The 15,139-nt window shown below is 63.1% G+C and carries 21 protein-coding genes; 10 read left to right on the top strand and 11 right to left on the bottom strand.

Translation table 11 applies throughout. The annotated features are described in order from the left end of the window. Nucleotides 1-54: 54 nt before the first annotated feature. From E5Z01_RS09825 to E5Z01_RS09815, 3 genes are read right to left on the bottom strand one after another with little or no spacing between them, the layout of a single operon-like run. Nucleotides 55-483 carry a CoA-binding protein gene (locus tag E5Z01_RS09825; RefSeq protein ID WP_119763527.1) on the bottom strand — a complete coding sequence of 143 codons (429 nt, stop codon included), beginning with the start codon at nucleotides 481-483 and terminating at the stop codon, nucleotides 55-57. Next, the gene (gene hemL / locus E5Z01_RS09820) at nucleotides 480-1,802 is read right to left on the bottom strand and encodes a glutamate-1-semialdehyde 2,1-aminomutase (protein ID WP_135229201.1); all 1,323 of its coding nucleotides are present in this window, start codon (nucleotides 1,800-1,802) and stop codon (nucleotides 480-482) included. Before hemL ends, E5Z01_RS09825 begins: the two co-directional genes overlap by 4 nt. 38 nt (nucleotides 1,803-1,840) lie before the next feature. Continuing rightward, complete coding sequence (locus tag E5Z01_RS09815; RefSeq protein WP_135229200.1) at nucleotides 1,841-2,638, bottom strand: GNAT family N-acetyltransferase; 798 nt, start codon at nucleotides 2,636-2,638, stop codon at nucleotides 1,841-1,843. Nucleotides 2,639-3,005: 367 nt separating this feature from the next. On the opposite strand from E5Z01_RS09815, the gene rpsL reads away from it, so the two are divergent. From rpsL to E5Z01_RS09785, 6 genes are all read left to right on the top strand, one after another. Further along, nucleotides 3,006-3,401, top strand: coding sequence for a 30S ribosomal protein S12 (rpsL, locus tag E5Z01_RS09810; RefSeq protein WP_119763521.1), 396 nt, complete (start codon nucleotides 3,006-3,008; stop codon nucleotides 3,399-3,401). A gap of 128 nt (nucleotides 3,402-3,529) precedes the next feature. Then, nucleotides 3,530-4,000 carry a 30S ribosomal protein S7 gene (gene rpsG / locus E5Z01_RS09805; RefSeq protein WP_135229199.1) on the top strand — a complete coding sequence of 157 codons (471 nt, stop codon included), beginning with the start codon at nucleotides 3,530-3,532 and terminating at the stop codon, nucleotides 3,998-4,000. 129 nt (nucleotides 4,001-4,129) lie between these two features. After that, on the top strand, nucleotides 4,130-6,223 hold the full coding sequence (gene fusA / locus E5Z01_RS09800) for an elongation factor G (RefSeq protein WP_135229198.1): 2,094 nt from the start codon (nucleotides 4,130-4,132) through the stop codon (nucleotides 6,221-6,223). A gap of 175 nt (nucleotides 6,224-6,398) precedes the next feature. After that, complete coding sequence (locus E5Z01_RS09795; RefSeq protein ID WP_135229197.1) at nucleotides 6,399-6,923, top strand: GNAT family N-acetyltransferase; 525 nt, start codon at nucleotides 6,399-6,401, stop codon at nucleotides 6,921-6,923. Nucleotides 6,924-6,945: 22 nt separating this feature from the next. Then, complete coding sequence (locus E5Z01_RS09790) at nucleotides 6,946-7,380, top strand: hypothetical protein (RefSeq protein ID WP_135229196.1); 435 nt, start codon at nucleotides 6,946-6,948, stop codon at nucleotides 7,378-7,380. Continuing rightward, nucleotides 7,377-7,856 (top strand): P-loop nucleotide/nucleoside kinase family protein, encoded by a 480-nt coding sequence (locus E5Z01_RS09785; protein WP_135229195.1) that lies wholly within the window; start codon nucleotides 7,377-7,379, stop codon nucleotides 7,854-7,856. Before E5Z01_RS09790 ends, E5Z01_RS09785 begins: the two co-directional genes overlap by 4 nt. Here the strand turns inward: E5Z01_RS09785 and trxA are convergent. From trxA to E5Z01_RS09750, 7 genes are all read right to left on the bottom strand, one after another. Further along, the gene (trxA, locus tag E5Z01_RS09780; protein WP_135229194.1) at nucleotides 7,831-8,259 is read right to left on the bottom strand and encodes a thioredoxin; all 429 of its coding nucleotides are present in this window, start codon (nucleotides 8,257-8,259) and stop codon (nucleotides 7,831-7,833) included. The genes E5Z01_RS09785 and trxA overlap by 26 nt on opposite strands. Before the next feature lie 75 nt (nucleotides 8,260-8,334). Further along, entirely contained in the window at nucleotides 8,335-8,802 is a 468-nt protein-coding gene (locus E5Z01_RS09775; protein ID WP_135229193.1) for a YeeE/YedE family protein, read from the bottom strand. Beyond that, the gene (locus E5Z01_RS09770; RefSeq protein WP_135229192.1) at nucleotides 8,799-9,374 is read right to left on the bottom strand and encodes a YeeE/YedE family protein; all 576 of its coding nucleotides are present in this window, start codon (nucleotides 9,372-9,374) and stop codon (nucleotides 8,799-8,801) included. The genes E5Z01_RS09775 and E5Z01_RS09770 overlap by 4 nt, the downstream gene beginning before the upstream one ends. Next, on the bottom strand, nucleotides 9,371-10,177 hold the full coding sequence (locus E5Z01_RS09765) for a sulfite exporter TauE/SafE family protein (protein WP_135229191.1): 807 nt from the start codon (nucleotides 10,175-10,177) through the stop codon (nucleotides 9,371-9,373). Before E5Z01_RS09765 ends, E5Z01_RS09770 begins: the two co-directional genes overlap by 4 nt. Further along, nucleotides 10,174-10,491, bottom strand: coding sequence for a rhodanese-like domain-containing protein (locus E5Z01_RS09760; protein WP_119763499.1), 318 nt, complete (start codon nucleotides 10,489-10,491; stop codon nucleotides 10,174-10,176). Before E5Z01_RS09760 ends, E5Z01_RS09765 begins: the two co-directional genes overlap by 4 nt. A gap of 107 nt (nucleotides 10,492-10,598) precedes the next feature. Beyond that, nucleotides 10,599-10,934, bottom strand: coding sequence for a rhodanese-like domain-containing protein (locus E5Z01_RS09755; RefSeq protein ID WP_119763497.1), 336 nt, complete (start codon nucleotides 10,932-10,934; stop codon nucleotides 10,599-10,601). Then, nucleotides 10,934-12,334 carry an MBL fold metallo-hydrolase gene (locus E5Z01_RS09750; RefSeq protein ID WP_135229190.1) on the bottom strand — a complete coding sequence of 467 codons (1,401 nt, stop codon included), beginning with the start codon at nucleotides 12,332-12,334 and terminating at the stop codon, nucleotides 10,934-10,936. Before E5Z01_RS09750 ends, E5Z01_RS09755 begins: the two co-directional genes overlap by 1 nt. An 83-nt stretch (nucleotides 12,335-12,417) precedes the next feature. Here E5Z01_RS09750 and E5Z01_RS09745 point away from each other — a divergent pair, with 83 nt between their 5' ends. Genes E5Z01_RS09745 through E5Z01_RS09735 form a run of 3 tightly spaced genes read left to right on the top strand, consistent with a single transcriptional unit; the run spans nucleotide 12,418 to nucleotide 13,923 of the window. Continuing rightward, nucleotides 12,418-12,795, top strand: coding sequence for a rhodanese-like domain-containing protein (locus E5Z01_RS09745; RefSeq protein WP_135229189.1), 378 nt, complete (start codon nucleotides 12,418-12,420; stop codon nucleotides 12,793-12,795). 7 nt (nucleotides 12,796-12,802) lie between these two features. Further along, nucleotides 12,803-13,642, top strand: a complete 840-nt coding sequence (locus E5Z01_RS09740) for a TlpA family protein disulfide reductase (protein WP_135229188.1) — start codon at nucleotides 12,803-12,805, stop codon at nucleotides 13,640-13,642. After that, nucleotides 13,639-13,923, top strand: a complete 285-nt coding sequence (locus tag E5Z01_RS09735) for a metal-sensitive transcriptional regulator (RefSeq protein WP_119763489.1) — start codon at nucleotides 13,639-13,641, stop codon at nucleotides 13,921-13,923. The genes E5Z01_RS09740 and E5Z01_RS09735 overlap by 4 nt, the downstream gene beginning before the upstream one ends. Before the next feature lie 14 nt (nucleotides 13,924-13,937). On the opposite strand, the gene E5Z01_RS09730 is transcribed toward E5Z01_RS09735, so the two are convergent. Beyond that, nucleotides 13,938-14,618, bottom strand: a complete 681-nt coding sequence (locus E5Z01_RS09730; RefSeq protein WP_135229187.1) for a hypothetical protein — start codon at nucleotides 14,616-14,618, stop codon at nucleotides 13,938-13,940. Between the two features lie 395 nt (nucleotides 14,619-15,013). Here E5Z01_RS09730 and E5Z01_RS09725 point away from each other — a divergent pair. After that, nucleotides 15,014-15,139, top strand: a 126-nt coding sequence (locus tag E5Z01_RS09725; RefSeq protein ID WP_240738287.1) for a GTP-binding protein, incomplete at its 3' end; no start/stop codon positions are given.

Below are 15,139 nucleotides of genomic sequence, written 5' to 3'. Positions count from 1 at the left end.
GAAACAGGGGAGCGTGCGCGGCGCCCCCTGTTCATTTCTTTACAGCGCGGCTCTTTACAGCAGGGCCCGGTGGTCGGCAAGCATGCACCTGTCCTGAATGACGTCGATGCCGCGCGCCGTCAGTTCACGCGCCACGTTGTCGTCCCGGATGCCGAGTTGCAACCACACGACCCTGGGCAGCGGCTGCATGTTCAGGATGTCCTGAAGGTGGTCGTACACCTTGTCGCTGCGGCGGAACACCTCCACGACGTCCACGGGCGTGCTGATTTCTGCCAGGGTGGACACGGCCTTGTGCCCGAAGAAACTCTCGCCGCGCGCCGCCAGCGACGGGTTCACCGGAATGATGGTGTACCCCTGGCGGCTCATGTACTCCGGGACGTAATGGGCAGGTTTCATGGTGTCGCGGTGAAAGCCCACCACGGCGATCACCTTGTTCTCTTTGAGGACGCGGATCACGTCCGGAATACCAGTCAGCAGCGTCATGAATTCACCTCTTGAAATGCAGCTTGTGCGGCTTCCAGTGTGGCATTCAACTCGGTGTCGGTGTGTGCGGCGCTGATGAAGATGCTCTCAAACTGCGAGGGGGCCCAGTACACCCCCCGGCCCAGCAATCCCTGAAACCATGCCGCGAAAGTTTTGGTGTCGCTGGGTGCGGCCTGCGTGTACGTGCGAATGTCTGGCGCGCCGATAAAAAACGCCGTGAGCATCGAGCCGATGTGGTTGACCGTGAGGGGAAGGCCGGCAGCCCTTGCGCTGGCTTTCAGGCCCTCTGCCAGTTGCCCGGTGTAAGTCTCCAGTTGCGTGTAAAGGCCAGGATTCGCTCGCAGTTCCTTCAGGGTGGCCAGGCCCGCCGCCATCGCCAGGGGATTGCCGCTCAGGGTTCCGGCCTGGTACACCGGGCCTTGCGGGGACACGAAGTCCATCAGGTCGGCCCGCCCACCGTAAGCCCCCACCGGCAGCCCCCCGCCGATGATCTTGCCCCAGCAGCGCAGGTCGGGTTGTAGCCCCAGCAGGCCCGTCGCGCCGTTCAGGCTCAGGCGGAAGCCGGTCATCACCTCGTCGGCGATCAGCACCACCCCGGCGTCTTTCACGCGGTGGAGCGCGGCCAGGAACGCCGGCGTGGGAATCAGCACGCCCGCATTCCCCACCACCGGCTCGAAAATGACGGCGGCAATCTCGTGACCGCGCTCGGCTATCAACCGGTCAAGGGCCGCCGGGTCGTTGTACTCGCTGACCAGGGTCAGGGCCGCGTACTCCTCCGGCACACCCGCACTGCTGGGGGCCGCCGCGCCCAGTTGCCCCTCGGCGTTCGTCAGCAGTCCGCTTCCGGCTTCCACCAGCAGGCCGTCGGCGTGGCCGTGGTAATTGCCCCGGAACTTCACGATGAACTTCCGTCCTGTGACCCCGCGGGCCAGGCGCAGGGCGCTCATGGTGGCCTCGGTGCCGCTGTTCACGAACCGCACGCGCTCGGCGCCGGTCAACTCGGTGACCAGTTCGGCCAGCTCGACCTCACGCGGGCCGGGCGCCCCGAAAGACGTTCCGGTCAGCAGCGCCCCGGCAATCGCCTCCCGCACCGCCGGGTGGTTGTGCCCCAGGATCATCGGCCCCCACGACCCCACGTAGTCCACGTACCGGTGGCCGTCTACATCCGTCAGGTACGCGCCCTGAGCTGAGGCGATAAAGCGCGGTACGCCCCCCACGCTCTTGAAGGCGCGCACCGGGCTGTTGACCCCGCCGGGTGTGACGGCCCTGGCGCGGGAAAAAAGAGCCTCGGACTGGGTGGTGGCCGATTGAGTGGTCATTCCTCCAGGCTAGCGCCTGCATGTGAGGAAAACGGCCCTCAGCGCCTCCAGAGGTAAGGCGTGGTGGTGGTCACGGCCAGCAGCCCACTTTTTTCCAGAATGGGCCGCGAAAATTCGGTGCAGTCGCTTTGCAGGTAACGCAGGCCCCGCGCCAGCGCCGACCTGGCCCGCGCGGCGGTGAGGGCGCGGTAAATACCTTTGCCGTGCCACTCCGGCACCGTGCCCCCACCCCACAGGCCGGCAAATTCGCTGTCCGGCACGGCTTCCAGGCGTCCGGTGCAGACCACCTCGTCGGGGGTTTCGGCCACCCAGATTTCTACCAGGCCCGGCTTCTTTTCGAGGCGGCGCATGAAATCCTCCACGCCGAAAGGAAAACCGAAGGCCCTGGCCTGCGCGTCGGCGGCCCTGACCATCTCGGGGTAGGGGTCGGGCACGTTGTCGATGCGGCGCACCGTCACCCCCTCCGGCAAGGCGATGTCCTGCGCCAGGAGAGCCGCGTCTCCCACCATCACCGTTTCCTGCTCATCGGCCTGAAACCCGTGTCTCAGCAGCCGTTCGGGCAGGTCGGCCGGCTGGTCGTGCCCACGGGTCTTCCATTCGAAGGACTGAATTTCAGGATCGGCGGCGAAGTCAGCCACCGTCTGCGCGATCAGGTTATCCAGCGCCTGCCCATCCAGGCCGTCCAGCGAACAGTAGGTCACGAACCCCCGCTTTCCGTACCAGGCCCGCCACAGTGGCCCGCAGCGGTCAGACCTGTCGGCGGCGAGCACCTCGGCTTCATCCCGGCACTGGGCGTCGTAAGCCGCCAGCAAGCGCGTTTTCTCAGGAGTGGTCATGAGGCAGGTTAGCCGCCGGTTCGCCCGAACTGCACCCGCCAGATGACTTATTGACGCCCCAAACTGACGCCCCAGCAGCGTACTCGACGGCAGTTGCCATTGTTTTCCTGAGCGTGTATCCTGAAAAGGTTGGAAGTTGGCCTCTCGCCAGGGTTGCCCTGAGGCACCACTTCGGCACTGGCAAGGCGAGAACGTGGATGCTGACAGCGTTTCATGCGTCTTGTGACCACCTCACGGCAGGAGAAAGTCCTGCCCGTCCGTCAACCCGGCGCTGCTTCCCCACGGTTTTCATACCTGGCGGTAAGCAGCCTCTCAAGCGCGGTCAGGCCACAGTCTGGCGCGCAATCCAAGAAACAGGAGTGATGTTTTGCCTACCACCCAGCAACTGCTTCGTAAGGGCCGCACGGTTCTCCAGAAGAAAAGCAAAGTTCCCGCACTGAAGGGCAGCCCCTTCCGCCGTGGCGTCTGCACCGTCGTGAAGACCACCACGCCGAAAAAGCCCAACTCGGCGCTGCGTAAGATCGCCCGTGTGCGCCTCTCGAGCGGCTTCGAAGTGACCGCCTACATCCCCGGCGAAGGCCACAACCTCCAGGAGCACAGCGTCGTGCTGATCCGCGGTGGCCGTGTGAAAGACCTTCCCGGTGTGCGTTACCACATCGTGCGCGGCAGCCTGGACACCCAGGGCGTGAAAGACCGCAACAAGAGCCGCAGCAAGTACGGCACCAAGAAGCCCAAAGCGGGCGCCGCCGCCAAGAAGAAGTAACCCCGCTCCGACATCACGAAGGGCGGTGAGTGAACCCCCTCAAGAGGTGATGCCAGTGAAGCAGGTCAGCTAAACCGAATCTTTCACGCCCACGATTTTCCGGGCGTTGTGAATCTCAAGGAGTCAACATGGCACGTCGCCGCGCAGCAGAAGTGCGCCCCGTTCAGCCCGACCTGGTCTATCAGGACGTGCTGGTCAGCGCAATGATCAACCGCATCATGGAAGACGGCAAGAAGAACCTGGCCAGCCGCATTTTCTACGGCGCCATGCGCCTGGTGCAGGACAAGACCGGCCAGGAACCCCTGAAGGTCTTCAAGCAGGCTTACGACAACGTCAAGCCGCGCGTGGAAGTCCGCAGCCGCCGCGTGGGCGGCAGCACCTACCAGGTGCCGGTGGAAGTCGGCCCGCGCCGTCAGCAGAGCCTGACCCTGCGCTGGATGATGACCGCCGTGGGCGGCCGCCCCGAGCGCACCGCCATCGAGCGCCTCGCGGGCGAGATCATGGACGCCGCGCAGGGCCGTGGCGGGGCCATCAAGAAGAAAGACGACGTGGAGCGCATGGCCGAGGCCAACCGCGCCTACGCCCACTACAAGTGGTAATTCTGACTTAAATTACTGGCTTGACCGGGCCGTTTGAGAAGGTGGACAGTGGCCCAAGCTGCTGTCCGCACTCTTGTAAGCCCATCTGACGGTGACGAGACACGTTGCCCCTAACATCGCAGGAGTCCTATGACCATCACGAAATCCCAGCAGTACCTGACCCACTTCCGTAACATCGGAATTGCCGCGCACATCGACGCCGGGAAGACCACCACCACCGAGCGTATCCTGTTCTTCACGGGCCGCAACCGCAACATCGGTGAAGTGCACGACGGCGCCGCCACCATGGACTGGATGGAGCAGGAGCGCGAACGCGGCATCACCATCACCGCCGCCGCCACGACCGCCCACTGGACGCGCACCGGCACCGAAGAGGACTACACCGTCAACATCATCGACACGCCCGGTCACGTGGACTTCACCATTGAAGTGGAACGCAGCATGCGCGTGCTTGACGGTGCCGTCGCCGTTTTCGACAGCAGCCAGGGCGTCGAGCCCCAGTCCGAGACGGTGTGGCGTCAGGCCGACCGTTACGGCGTGCCCCGCATCGCCTTCTCCAACAAGATGGACAAGACCGGCGCGAGCTTCGACCTGGTGATCAACGACATCCGCGAGCGCCTGGGCGCCATTCCTGCCCCGATCCAGTACCCCATGGGCGCAGAGAACGAGTTCAAGGGCATCATCGACATCGTGCGCATGGAAGCCCACACCTTCAACGACGACCTCGGCAAGGACGTGACCGTCGGCCCGGTGCCCGAACAGTACATGGACAAGGTGGGCGAGATGCGCCAGCAGCTCATTGAGGCCGCCGCTGAAGTCGACGAAGCCCTGATGGAGAAGTACCTCGAAGGCGAGGAACCCACCCGCGAAGAGATCGTGGCGGCGCTGCGTAAAGGCACCATCGCCAAGCAGATCTTCCCTGTTCTGTGCGGCAGCGCCCTGAAGAACAAGGGCGTGCAGCTGCTGCTCGACGCCGTGATCGACTACCTGCCCAGCCCGCTGGACGTGGAAGCCATTAAAGGCACCGACGAGGAAGGCGAGCAGCAGGAATACCCCGCCGACCCCGAAGGCAAGCTGGCCGCGCTGGCGTTCAAGATCATGGCTGACCCCTACGTGGGCCGCCTGACCTTCGTCCGCATCTACAGCGGCACGCTGACCAGCGGTAGCTACGTGTACAACGCCAGCAAAGAGAAGCGCGAGCGCGTGGGCCGACTGCTGAAGATGCACGCCAACAGCCGCGAGGAAGTCACCGAACTGAAGGCCGGGGAACTCGGCGCCGTGATCGGCCTGAAAGACGCCGGCACCGGCAACACCCTGATCGGCGACGGCGACGACCGCGTGCTGCTGGAAAGCATCGACATTCCCGAACCCGTCATCAAGCTCGCCATCGAGCCCAAGACCAAGGGCGACCAGGAAAAGATGGGCGTGGGCCTTCAGAAACTGGCCGAAGAAGACCCCACCTTCAAGGTGGAAACCGACCAGGAGTCTGGTCAGACCACCATCGCCGGGATGGGCGAACTGCACCTGGAAATCCTGGTGGATCGCCTCAAGCGCGAGTACAAGGTCGACGCGAACGTGGGTGCGCCCCAGGTGGCCTACCGTGAAACCATCACCAAGGCCGTGGACGTGGACAGCAAGTTCGCCCGTCAGTCCGGTGGTCGCGGTCAGTACGGCCACGTGAAGATCAAGGCCGAGCCGCTGGAAGCCGGCACCGGCTTCGTGTTCGAGAACGCCGTGGTGGGCGGCACCGTGCCCCGCGAGTACATCGCCCCCGCTCAGAAGGGCATCGAGGAAGCCATGCAGAGCGGCCCCATGCTGGGCTTCCCGGTGGTCGACCTGAAAGTCACCCTGTACGACGGCTCGTACCACGAAGTCGATAGTAGCGAAATGGCGTTCAAGATCGCCGGCAGCATGGCCCTCAAGGAAGCCGTGCAGAAGGGCGCTCCGGCCATCCTGGAACCCGTCATGCGCGTCGAAGTCACCACCCCCGAGGACTACATGGGCGACATCATCGGTGACCTGAACAGCCGCCGTGGTCAGATTCAGGGCATGGAAGCCCGTGGCAACGCCCAGATCGTCAAGGCCTTCGTGCCCCTCAGCGAAATGTTCGGGTACGCCACCGACATGCGCTCCATGACCCAGGGCCGCGCCAGCTACTCGATGTTCTTCGACCACTACACCCAGGTGCCGAACAACCTCGCGCAGCAGCTGATGAAGAAGTAATTCCATTTGCCCCGCAGGTGCAAACCGAGCGGAGGGAGTGGGAAAAGTGCAAGTCATCCGTTACGCATGACTTGCACGGGAAGTAAGGAAGTCAACCGGTCAAACCGAAAGAGAAGCCCGCCCACCGTGGCGGGTTTTCTCTTTTCTGTTGGCCTGTTTCTCGTAGCATGAGCCCATGTCAACTCTGAAATCCGTGCGCCGGGCCACCGCCAGCGAAGCGGAGCAGGTCAGTGCACTTTTGCAGGCGTGCGGGCGTGACATCGAGCAGCGCCTCGGTCTACGCAACTGGGCTGTGGCCTATCCGCTGGAACTCATTCAGGCGCAGGCTGCGGCGGGGTTCGTGTGGGTGCTGGAGGAGAACGGTGAACTCATGGCCACCTTCACGCTGGACTATGATCTGCCGGCGGAATATCAGGCGCAGTGGTTCACGCAGCCGCAGGCGTCCGCCGCTTACCTGCACCGCCTCGCCGTCTACCCGAACATTCAGGGGCGTGGGCTGGGCGCCCACTGCCTGCGCGAAGTCGAGCGCGTGGCGCGTGAGGCCGGGGCGCCGTGGCTGCGGTTCGATGCCTACAGCCGCAACGCTGGTATTCAGGCGTTTTACCGCAAGCAGGGTTTCACGCCCCTGCGGCAATTTCAGATGACGCTGCCTGCCCTGGGCCAGGCGGACACCTTCACCCTCTACGAGAAAAGAACCTGACCGGCACGCTAACCTGACAGCAATGACTGCCCCCACTCCGCACCCCACGCAACCCCCCACCCAGCCCAGACCGCCTAAACTGGCTTTCCTGACCGTTCCCCTGCTGATCAGCCTGTTCACGCAGTGCCTGTCTCTGCTGATGACCCCTTTCATGGGCAACGACCTGAACGCCACGCTGGCCGAGTATGGCAAGCTCACCGGCACCACCCTGCCGCCCCTGCCGCCGCAGACGGTTCAGGCTGTGCTGTGGATCTCCCTGATCCTGACCATGGCCCTGATCCTGTGGCTCTACAACACCCGGCGCGCCCTGCTGGAAGGCAAACACTGGGGCCGCGTCTCGGCCATCGTGATCGCTGTGTTCAGCCTGCTGCTGTTCCCCTTCGGTACCCTGCTGGGCATCGTCATGCTGATCGGCGCCTTCGACCGGGACGTCGTGAACTACACCCGCCGGAAATGACCACCCTGACGCTGCTGTGCGGCCTGACGGGCAGCGGGAAGACCACTTACGCCCGCCGACTGGAGGAACGCGGCAGCCTACGCCTCAGCTCCGACGACTGGATGGTGCCGCTGTTCGGTCAACACATGCCCCGCGAGGTGTTCGATGAGCGGCTGGCGGTTATCCGGCAGTTGCAAGGGGAGTTGACCGCAAAACTCCTGAAAGCCGGGATGAATGTCGTGCTGGACGACGGGTTCTGGACTCGTGCAGAACGCGAACACTACCGCGTCCGGGCCGCAGCGGTGGGCGCGGAAGTGCGGCTGATTTACTTCGACGTACCAGGCCATGAATTGCGGCGGCGCCTGGCCGAACGCAACCGGAACCTCACGCCGGGAACGTTTGAAATCGACGACGCGGCACTGGACTTGTTCATCACGAAGTTTGAAGCGCCAGAGCAGGACGAACGGGCGGTCACGCCAGATTCTGTAAGTGCCTGATCCGCTCGACCAGCAGGGGTTTTTGCACCACGCCCACGATCTGATCCACCGCTTCGCCGTCCTTGAACATCACCAGCGTGGGAATGCCCTGCACGCCGAACTGAGCCGGGGAACGGGGGTTCTCGTCCACGTTCACTTTCACGATGCGAACCTTACCGGGCATATCCTTCGCGATCTGCTCCAGGATCGGCCCCATGACCCGGCAGGGGCCACACCAGGGGGCCCAGAAATCCACGATGACCGGGACGCCGGCCCTGGTGTCCTCCGCGAAACTGGCGTCGGTGCCGTCATGCAGCCAGGGCAGGGGAGCGCCGCACCTGGCGCAGACCGGCACCTGACCTGCGGGCGGGTTGGTGACGCGGTTTTTCGTTTCGCACTTCTGGCAGGTCAGGATGTCGCTCATGCTTCAGGGTACGCTGGTGCGGGCGGTGGCGGGTGGAATTTGCCTTAACGCATGAGGCTGAACCACGTCCCTGCTTCAGTGGGGGAGCCTCGGTTGCAGCACCCCGTACAGGTAAGTTCCGATCAGCGCGAACAGGAACACGATCAGGATGGGCCAGATACCTGCGCCCAGCAGGATGAAGATGGGGCCGGGGCACAGCCCGGTCAATCCCCAGCCCAGGCCAAAGCAGATGCCGCCCAGTACATAACGTTTCCAGCCTTTTTCCTTCTGCGGAATGTGCAGCGCCTGACCGTCACGGGTGTGCCCGTAGCGGCGCAGCAGGGCGGTGGTCACGAGTCCGGTGGCAATGGCGCTGCCCAGCAGGCCATACATGTGAAACGACTGAAAGCGGAACATTTCCTGAAGGCGGTACCAGCTGGCTGCCTCGGATTTCACCAGGACAACACCGAAGTAGACGCCGACCAGCAGGTACACCAGCAGGCCGGTGACCGCCCGCGTGTCGGCCAGGGCGGGCGTCTGGGCAGCGGCACTGGAGCGGGTCATGTCAGCCACCTCAGGAAGAGGGGCAGCAGGACATTTGCGCTGAAAATCCCGGCCCCGAAGAAGGACGCTGTGGCGATCAGGCTGGGTAGTTGCAGGGTACTCAGGCCGGTTATGGCGTGCCCGCTGGTGCATCCGCCACCGTAACGCGTGCCGAACCCGATCAGCAGCCCCGACAGGGCCAGCAAAGCCCCCGCGGCGGGCCGGTGAAGGTCGCCCACCTGAGACGGCACCAGGCCCGGCGTCACGTTGACGCCCAGGCCGTTCAGGGTGCTCAGCGCTGCCGGACTCAGGTTCACGGGGTGCGGGTTGGCAAAGACCACGCCCGCCAGGAAACCCCCCAGCACCAGCCCGGCGGCGAACATCAGGTTCCAGCGTTCGGCGCGCCAGTCGTAAGCGAACAGGCGGGGTTGACGGGTGGTCGGCAGCACGGCGGCGCACAGGTGCCGCAGGTTGCTGGAAATTCCGAACGACTTGTTGCCCAGCCAGAGCAGCAGCGGCACAGTCAGCCCGATCAGCGGGCCGCCCACCCACCAGGGCCAGGGGGCTTGCAGGAAGTGCAGGAAATCGGTCACCGGTTCATTGTCGACGAAATGGTGGGCGCCGGTTGGTGAACTGACGGGGAATGCAGGATCTTCGGGGCGTTCATGCCCAGCACGTAAGCGCCCATGACCACCAGAAACGCCGCAAAACCTTTGCGCAGGGCCGTGTTGCTGACCTTCTGTCCGAGCCGCGACCCCAGCCAGCTGCCGGCTATACCAATCGCCGCGAAAATCAGGATGAGGGGCCAATGCAGCGGCCCCTGCGCTTGCGCGACGTGCTTGGCGAACCCGGAGTAACTGTTCAGGGTAATGATGGCCAGGCTGGTGCCGACGGCGTACTTCATGGGCAGTTTGCCCAGCAGCACCAGCGCCGGAATGATCAGAAAGCCCCCACCGACGCCCACCACGCCCGTCAGCAGGCCCACGCCCAGACCTTGAAGGGCCGTGAAGCCGGGAGAGCAGTGGCCCGGCTCAGGCTGTTCCTTCGCGCCCGGGCGAAACATCATGAACGCAGCCAGCAGCATAACCACGGCAAAAATCGTGAGCTGAAGGCTGCCGGTCATGTGCTGGCTCAGGCTGGCTCCCAGGGTGGTGCCCAGCAGGCCGGGCACACCAAACCACGCGAAGCGTGGCCAGTTCACCAACCCCTTCCGGGCGTAGGGCAGCATTCCGAACAGGCTGATGCTGCCCACGATGGCCAGGCTCTCCGTGATGGCTAGCTTGGTTTCCTCGCCCACCAGGTAAACGAGCACAGGCACCGTCAGAATGCTGCCGCCGGAACCCAGTAAGCCCAGGCTCAGCCCGATCAGGGCCGCGCCCATCCACGCCAGGATCAAGGTTGCTCGCCAGACCTCACTTCACGGCCCTCCTGAAGCCACGCGCCGGTGCCGCCCAGCAGGTTCATGATGTCTGTCCGGCCCTGACCCGCCAGGTGCGTGGCCGCCCGCGCACTGCGTCCACCGGCCTGACACACGATGATCGCCGGGAACTGAATTTCATCCTCGCGCCCGACCAGCTCCGACAGAGGAATATTCACGGCGCCGGGAATATGCCCACTCGTGTACTCGTCACGTTCGCGCACGTCGTAAACTTTTGCGCCCTCGCGCACCTTGCTTTCCAGTTCTGCCGTAAAAAGATCCGTGTAAGACATGGGTTTTCCTTTGGGACATTATGTATGGCGTGCCGTTCGGAAGGGCTTGCGCGGACGCTTTTGCTGAATCGGCTGGTCGGTTGACTGCCGAAACAGCCGATTCACATTTACTTCGTGGGGAGTCCGGCCCTTTGCCAGCCGCCGAGGCCGCCCTTGAGGTTGAGGGTGGTGAAGCCCTGTGCGGCAAGTTGTTTGGCAGCGGCGGCGCTCCTCATCCCGCTGGCGCACTGGCAGATGATGGTCTTGTCCTTCGGCAGCTTGCCCGCGTTGCGGCCCAGTTCATCCAGGGAAAGGTGCAGGCTGCCGGGAATGTGCGCGGCCTGGCGTTCAGCAGATGTGCGCACATCGAGAATCAGGGCGCTTCCGGTTTTCACCATCGCCTGCGCGTCCTGCGGGCTCACGCCGTCCGGCAGGCCCAGCAGTTTCTTCAGGAATCCGAACATCAGGAAGTGGCAGGCTGGGGCTGGCCCGCTTTCTCCCAGGCTTCGTACCCGCCTGCCAGTTCGGTGACGTTGAACCCCTCGGCCCGCAGGAGGCTGGCGGCGGCGGCGCTGCGTGCTCCGCCCTGACAGTGCACGACAATTTCCTGGTCACGCGGCAATTCGTTCAGTTTCCAGGGGAGGCGGCCCGCGTGGAGTTGTCTGGCGCCGGGGAGGTGACCTTCGTCGTACTCGGTTTTCTTGCGAACATCCAGAATCAGGGCGCCCTGGTGCTGGGGCAGTTCATGCGCGGGGAAGGGCCGGGTCTCCTCGGTGGGCAGGTGGTCGGCGGTCTGAATAAACCCGCTCACGTGGTCCAACCCCACCATCCACAGGCGGCGGCGCAGCGTTTCGGCGTCCTGGGCGGGGGAGAGCAGCACCAGTTCCTTCTCCGGCGTGAGCAGCCAGCCACTCCAGGTCTCGAAGGTGTTCCCGGCTGGGATGTTCACACTGCCCACGGGGGCGGCGGCCTGGTGCACCTCTTTCTGCCGGGTGTCCAGCAATCTCGCGCCGCCTTGAAGTTTGCCGAGCACGTCCGACACGGGCAGTTCCTTCAGGGGAACCACGTCGCCCAGCAGGGCGGGGCCTTGCTTGTTCTGCTGCTTCATGCGCCCGTAGTACAGGGGTGCGTCGGGCTGCCCGCTCAGCAGTTCAGCGGTGAAGCCCTGCTCGTCGCCTTTCTCCACGAACGGCACCCACCACGCCAGTGCTCGCTCGTACCCCACGGTGGTGCTGGGAACCGCGCCCAGCGCCTTGCCGCACGCGCTGCCGCTGCCGTGGGCCGGCCACACCTGCACGAAGTCCGGCACAGTCAGGAAGTGGTCGCGCAGGCTGGCGAACATCTGCGTCGCACCCACGAAACGGGTGTCCACACCGCCGGCTGCTTCATCTAACAGATCCGGGCGGCCCAGATCCCCCACGAACACGAAATCTCCGGTGAAGTACATGACGGGCTGATCCCCACGGGGGGTATCGGTCACCAGGAAACTGAGGTGCTCCGGGGTATGGCCGGGGGTATGTTTCACCTCTACCTTGATGTTGCCCACCTTGAAGGTGTCGCCGTGATGAAGCTTCTCGGCGTCACTGTGTTCCCAGTGGTCGTACTTCCAGTCGGCATCGCCCTCGTCGGACAGCAGCAGGCGAGCGCCCGTCTGGGCGGCCAGTTCGCGGCTGCCGGACAGGTAATCGGCGTGAATGTGCGTTTCGGTCACGTGAGTGATGTTCAGTTTCTGCGCGGCGGCTTCGTTCAGGTAAGGCCGGGTGTCGCGGATGGGGTCGATCACCAGGCATTCTCCGGTTTTCTGGCAGCCCACCATGTAGGACGCCTGCGCCAGATCGGTATCGTAAAAGCGTTTGAAGAACATAGGGACTCCTCCTTCGATACGCTGTAGGTTATACCCCCCCTGGGTATTCTGTCAACTTAGGCCGGGGGGGTATAACGTGGGGTATGAGGACGCTCCCTGCTTTACTCCCCGTCGCCGGATTTCTGCTGATGTCCTGCGCCCCCAAGCAGACCGGCACATACCCCACGGTCAGCGTGCAAGACCTGAAAACCGCCGTGGACTCGGGCGCCTCCGTGCTTGATGTCCGCACTCCACAGGAGTTCGCGGAGGGCCACATTGCCAGCGCTGTGAACCTCCCGCTGGACGAGGTGGCAGCCCGCGCCAGCGAAGTCCCGGGCGACAAACTCGTGTACGTCATCTGCCGCAGTGGCAACCGCAGCGCCCAGGCCAGCGAACTCCTGAAAAAAGCGGGCAAGGACGTGAAAAACGTCAGTGGCGGCATGAACGATTGGATGGCCGCCGGATACCCCGTCACCCAGTGAGGCGCCTGTGATCGGCTTCGGCCCGGACGGCATGAACCTCGGCCCCGCCGTCCTCAACTGGCAGAACCTCAGCCTCCTGCTCGGGCTGTTCACGTGGCTGGGGCTGGCAAAATTTCCGCAGGCGCAGACCACGGCCCTCATCACCCTCGCCGTGGCGCGGTTGTGGGCCGTCCTGCCTGGACTGACGGCCTCGCGCCCCTTCCTGGATAACGTGTGGGACATCCTTGATCTGCGGCGCGGCAACTGGGCCTGGCTGCCTGGACTGAGCGCGGGCCTGCTTTACCTGCTGATGCAGACTTGGCGTGACATGAAACGTGTGGAAACTCTGGCGGATACGCCCAGGGTGATCGGCATCCCCAGAAAAGAGATCGTGCGCACCTCGCTTCTGCCTGCGGCCCTGCGCGCTGCCGTGCCTGCCCTCGCCATGGGCGTTGCCCCACTGCTCCTGAAACCTGCTGCCACCGACGCCACCTTTCCGGACGTGCGATTCACGCGCCTGGATGGCCGGCCCGCTGAACTCCCGCGCCCTGCTGTCGTGAACCTGTGGGCCACCTGGTGCGGCCCGTGCCGCAGCGAACTGCCCCTGCTCATCGCCGAGGCGCGGAACGACTCCCACCTCATCTTGCTGAACGTCGGTGAGCCCCCGGAGACCGTCCGAAAGTTCCTGAATGGCCGCTCCGACGGGGTGTGGCTGGGGGGAGAACACGTGACTTCCGCACTTCACGTCACCGGATTTCCGACTACTCTTGTCATCAATTCAAAGGGCCAGGTGACCGCCCGGCACCTCGGCCCCCTCACCCGCGCTCAACTGCTGACCCTGCAACGCCAGGCAAAGGAAACCCCATGACCAACCCCACCAGCACAGCCAATCCACCCCTCAGCGAAACCGACACGAAAATCCTCAAACGCCTGCGCCGCATCGAAGGGCAGGTGCGCGGCCTGCAGCGCATGATCGAAGAAGGCCGCGAGTGTCAGGACATCCTCACGCAGCTTTCGGGCACCAGAAGCGCCCTCGACGCCGCTGGAGAACTTCTGCTCGAACAGTACGCCTCGGGCTGCCGCGCCCACCCCGGCGAGAAAATTACTCCGCAAGACGTGGTGCGGGCGGTGAAGTTGCTGCGGGGTTAAGGTTAACTTCAGAGCTATTTCGAGGAAAGTACCCTACCTGAACCCATATTGATTAACTGACCCTCTTTATTTACGGCAAACTGCATGTCTAAGTATTGAAAATAGTAGATGGCAGCAGCTTCAGCATTGCCTTTATTCGGATTAAATTTAGTGTACGGCCCGTATTCTTTAGACATTCGGTTTAAGTCCCACAACCGTAAAAAAGCTTTATAAGAGTTTATATTGCCGTTGTTGATTTCGGTGAAGAACTGATGACCACGCGCTCTCGCGCTAAGCCAATATTTATAATCGATCCCGTGCGCTTTCAGAAAAAGCTCTTTACTTTGCTTTCTGTAAGTAAGCTGGTACTTCTCGTGGACAACCTGATTTTCCCTCCAAAGCGGAGAGTAGAAGACTGTAATTTGCCATTTCCCGCTGGGCATGGTTGAAGTCGATTTGTCCATATCAAGTACAAAAATCGCCTTCCCAGCCTTCACCTTTTGCCTTTCCAATATGCTATCCAGGGCTGGGTCGTTAGGCTTTTGTTGCGAGTGAATAAATTGCGCTCCCAGCCAGGCCCCGTCAGGAAGGTTGGTCTGCACATTGACTTGCACCCTGGTTTGGCTAAGCGTCTTCGTTGCGATCTTGAGCCAGCTTTCTTGAGCGTTGACTACAGAAGCAAACAGGAAGACAGCTAAGACGGCAACGCGCAACATGGTGAGCACTATAAATCAGATGTCATGGATCGATACGCATAGATAGCCATGTGAGAATCAATGCCGAATTGTCCCAAATAGCCGAACACTTTTGCTCGTTACCTGCCCGGTGACGGGCAGTTGCATTTTCTGTCCCTGCCCCTGACCGTGCGTTGACTTGAGTCCATAAGCCAAATGCTGTACCTTTGTAAGTCGGTGCGCCGAGGACTTCCCTCTCACGGCTGAACTCAGCGCAACGTGCCAGCATGGCGGGACACTGCCCTGGCGAGAATCAACCCAATGTGGTTTCACACCATCAGAACCCTGCGGTATGCGCGGGGGAGACCCGAACAAAGGGCCATTTTTGTGTGTCACACCTGATGAGTGCTGGGCCACCTCTTGGAGGGAGTAAGAACATGGCAAAAGGAACGTTTGAGCGGAACAAGCCCCACGTGAACGTCGGCACGATCGGTCACGTCGACCACGGCAAGACCACCCTCACCGCCGCAATCACCTTCACGGCCGCCGCGATGGATCCCACC

This window comes from Deinococcus fonticola, assembly GCF_004634215.1.
In the GTDB taxonomy this organism is placed as follows: Bacteria; Deinococcota; Deinococci; order Deinococcales; family Deinococcaceae; genus Deinococcus; species Deinococcus fonticola.
This window is presented reverse-complemented; position numbering and strand designations above follow the sequence as displayed.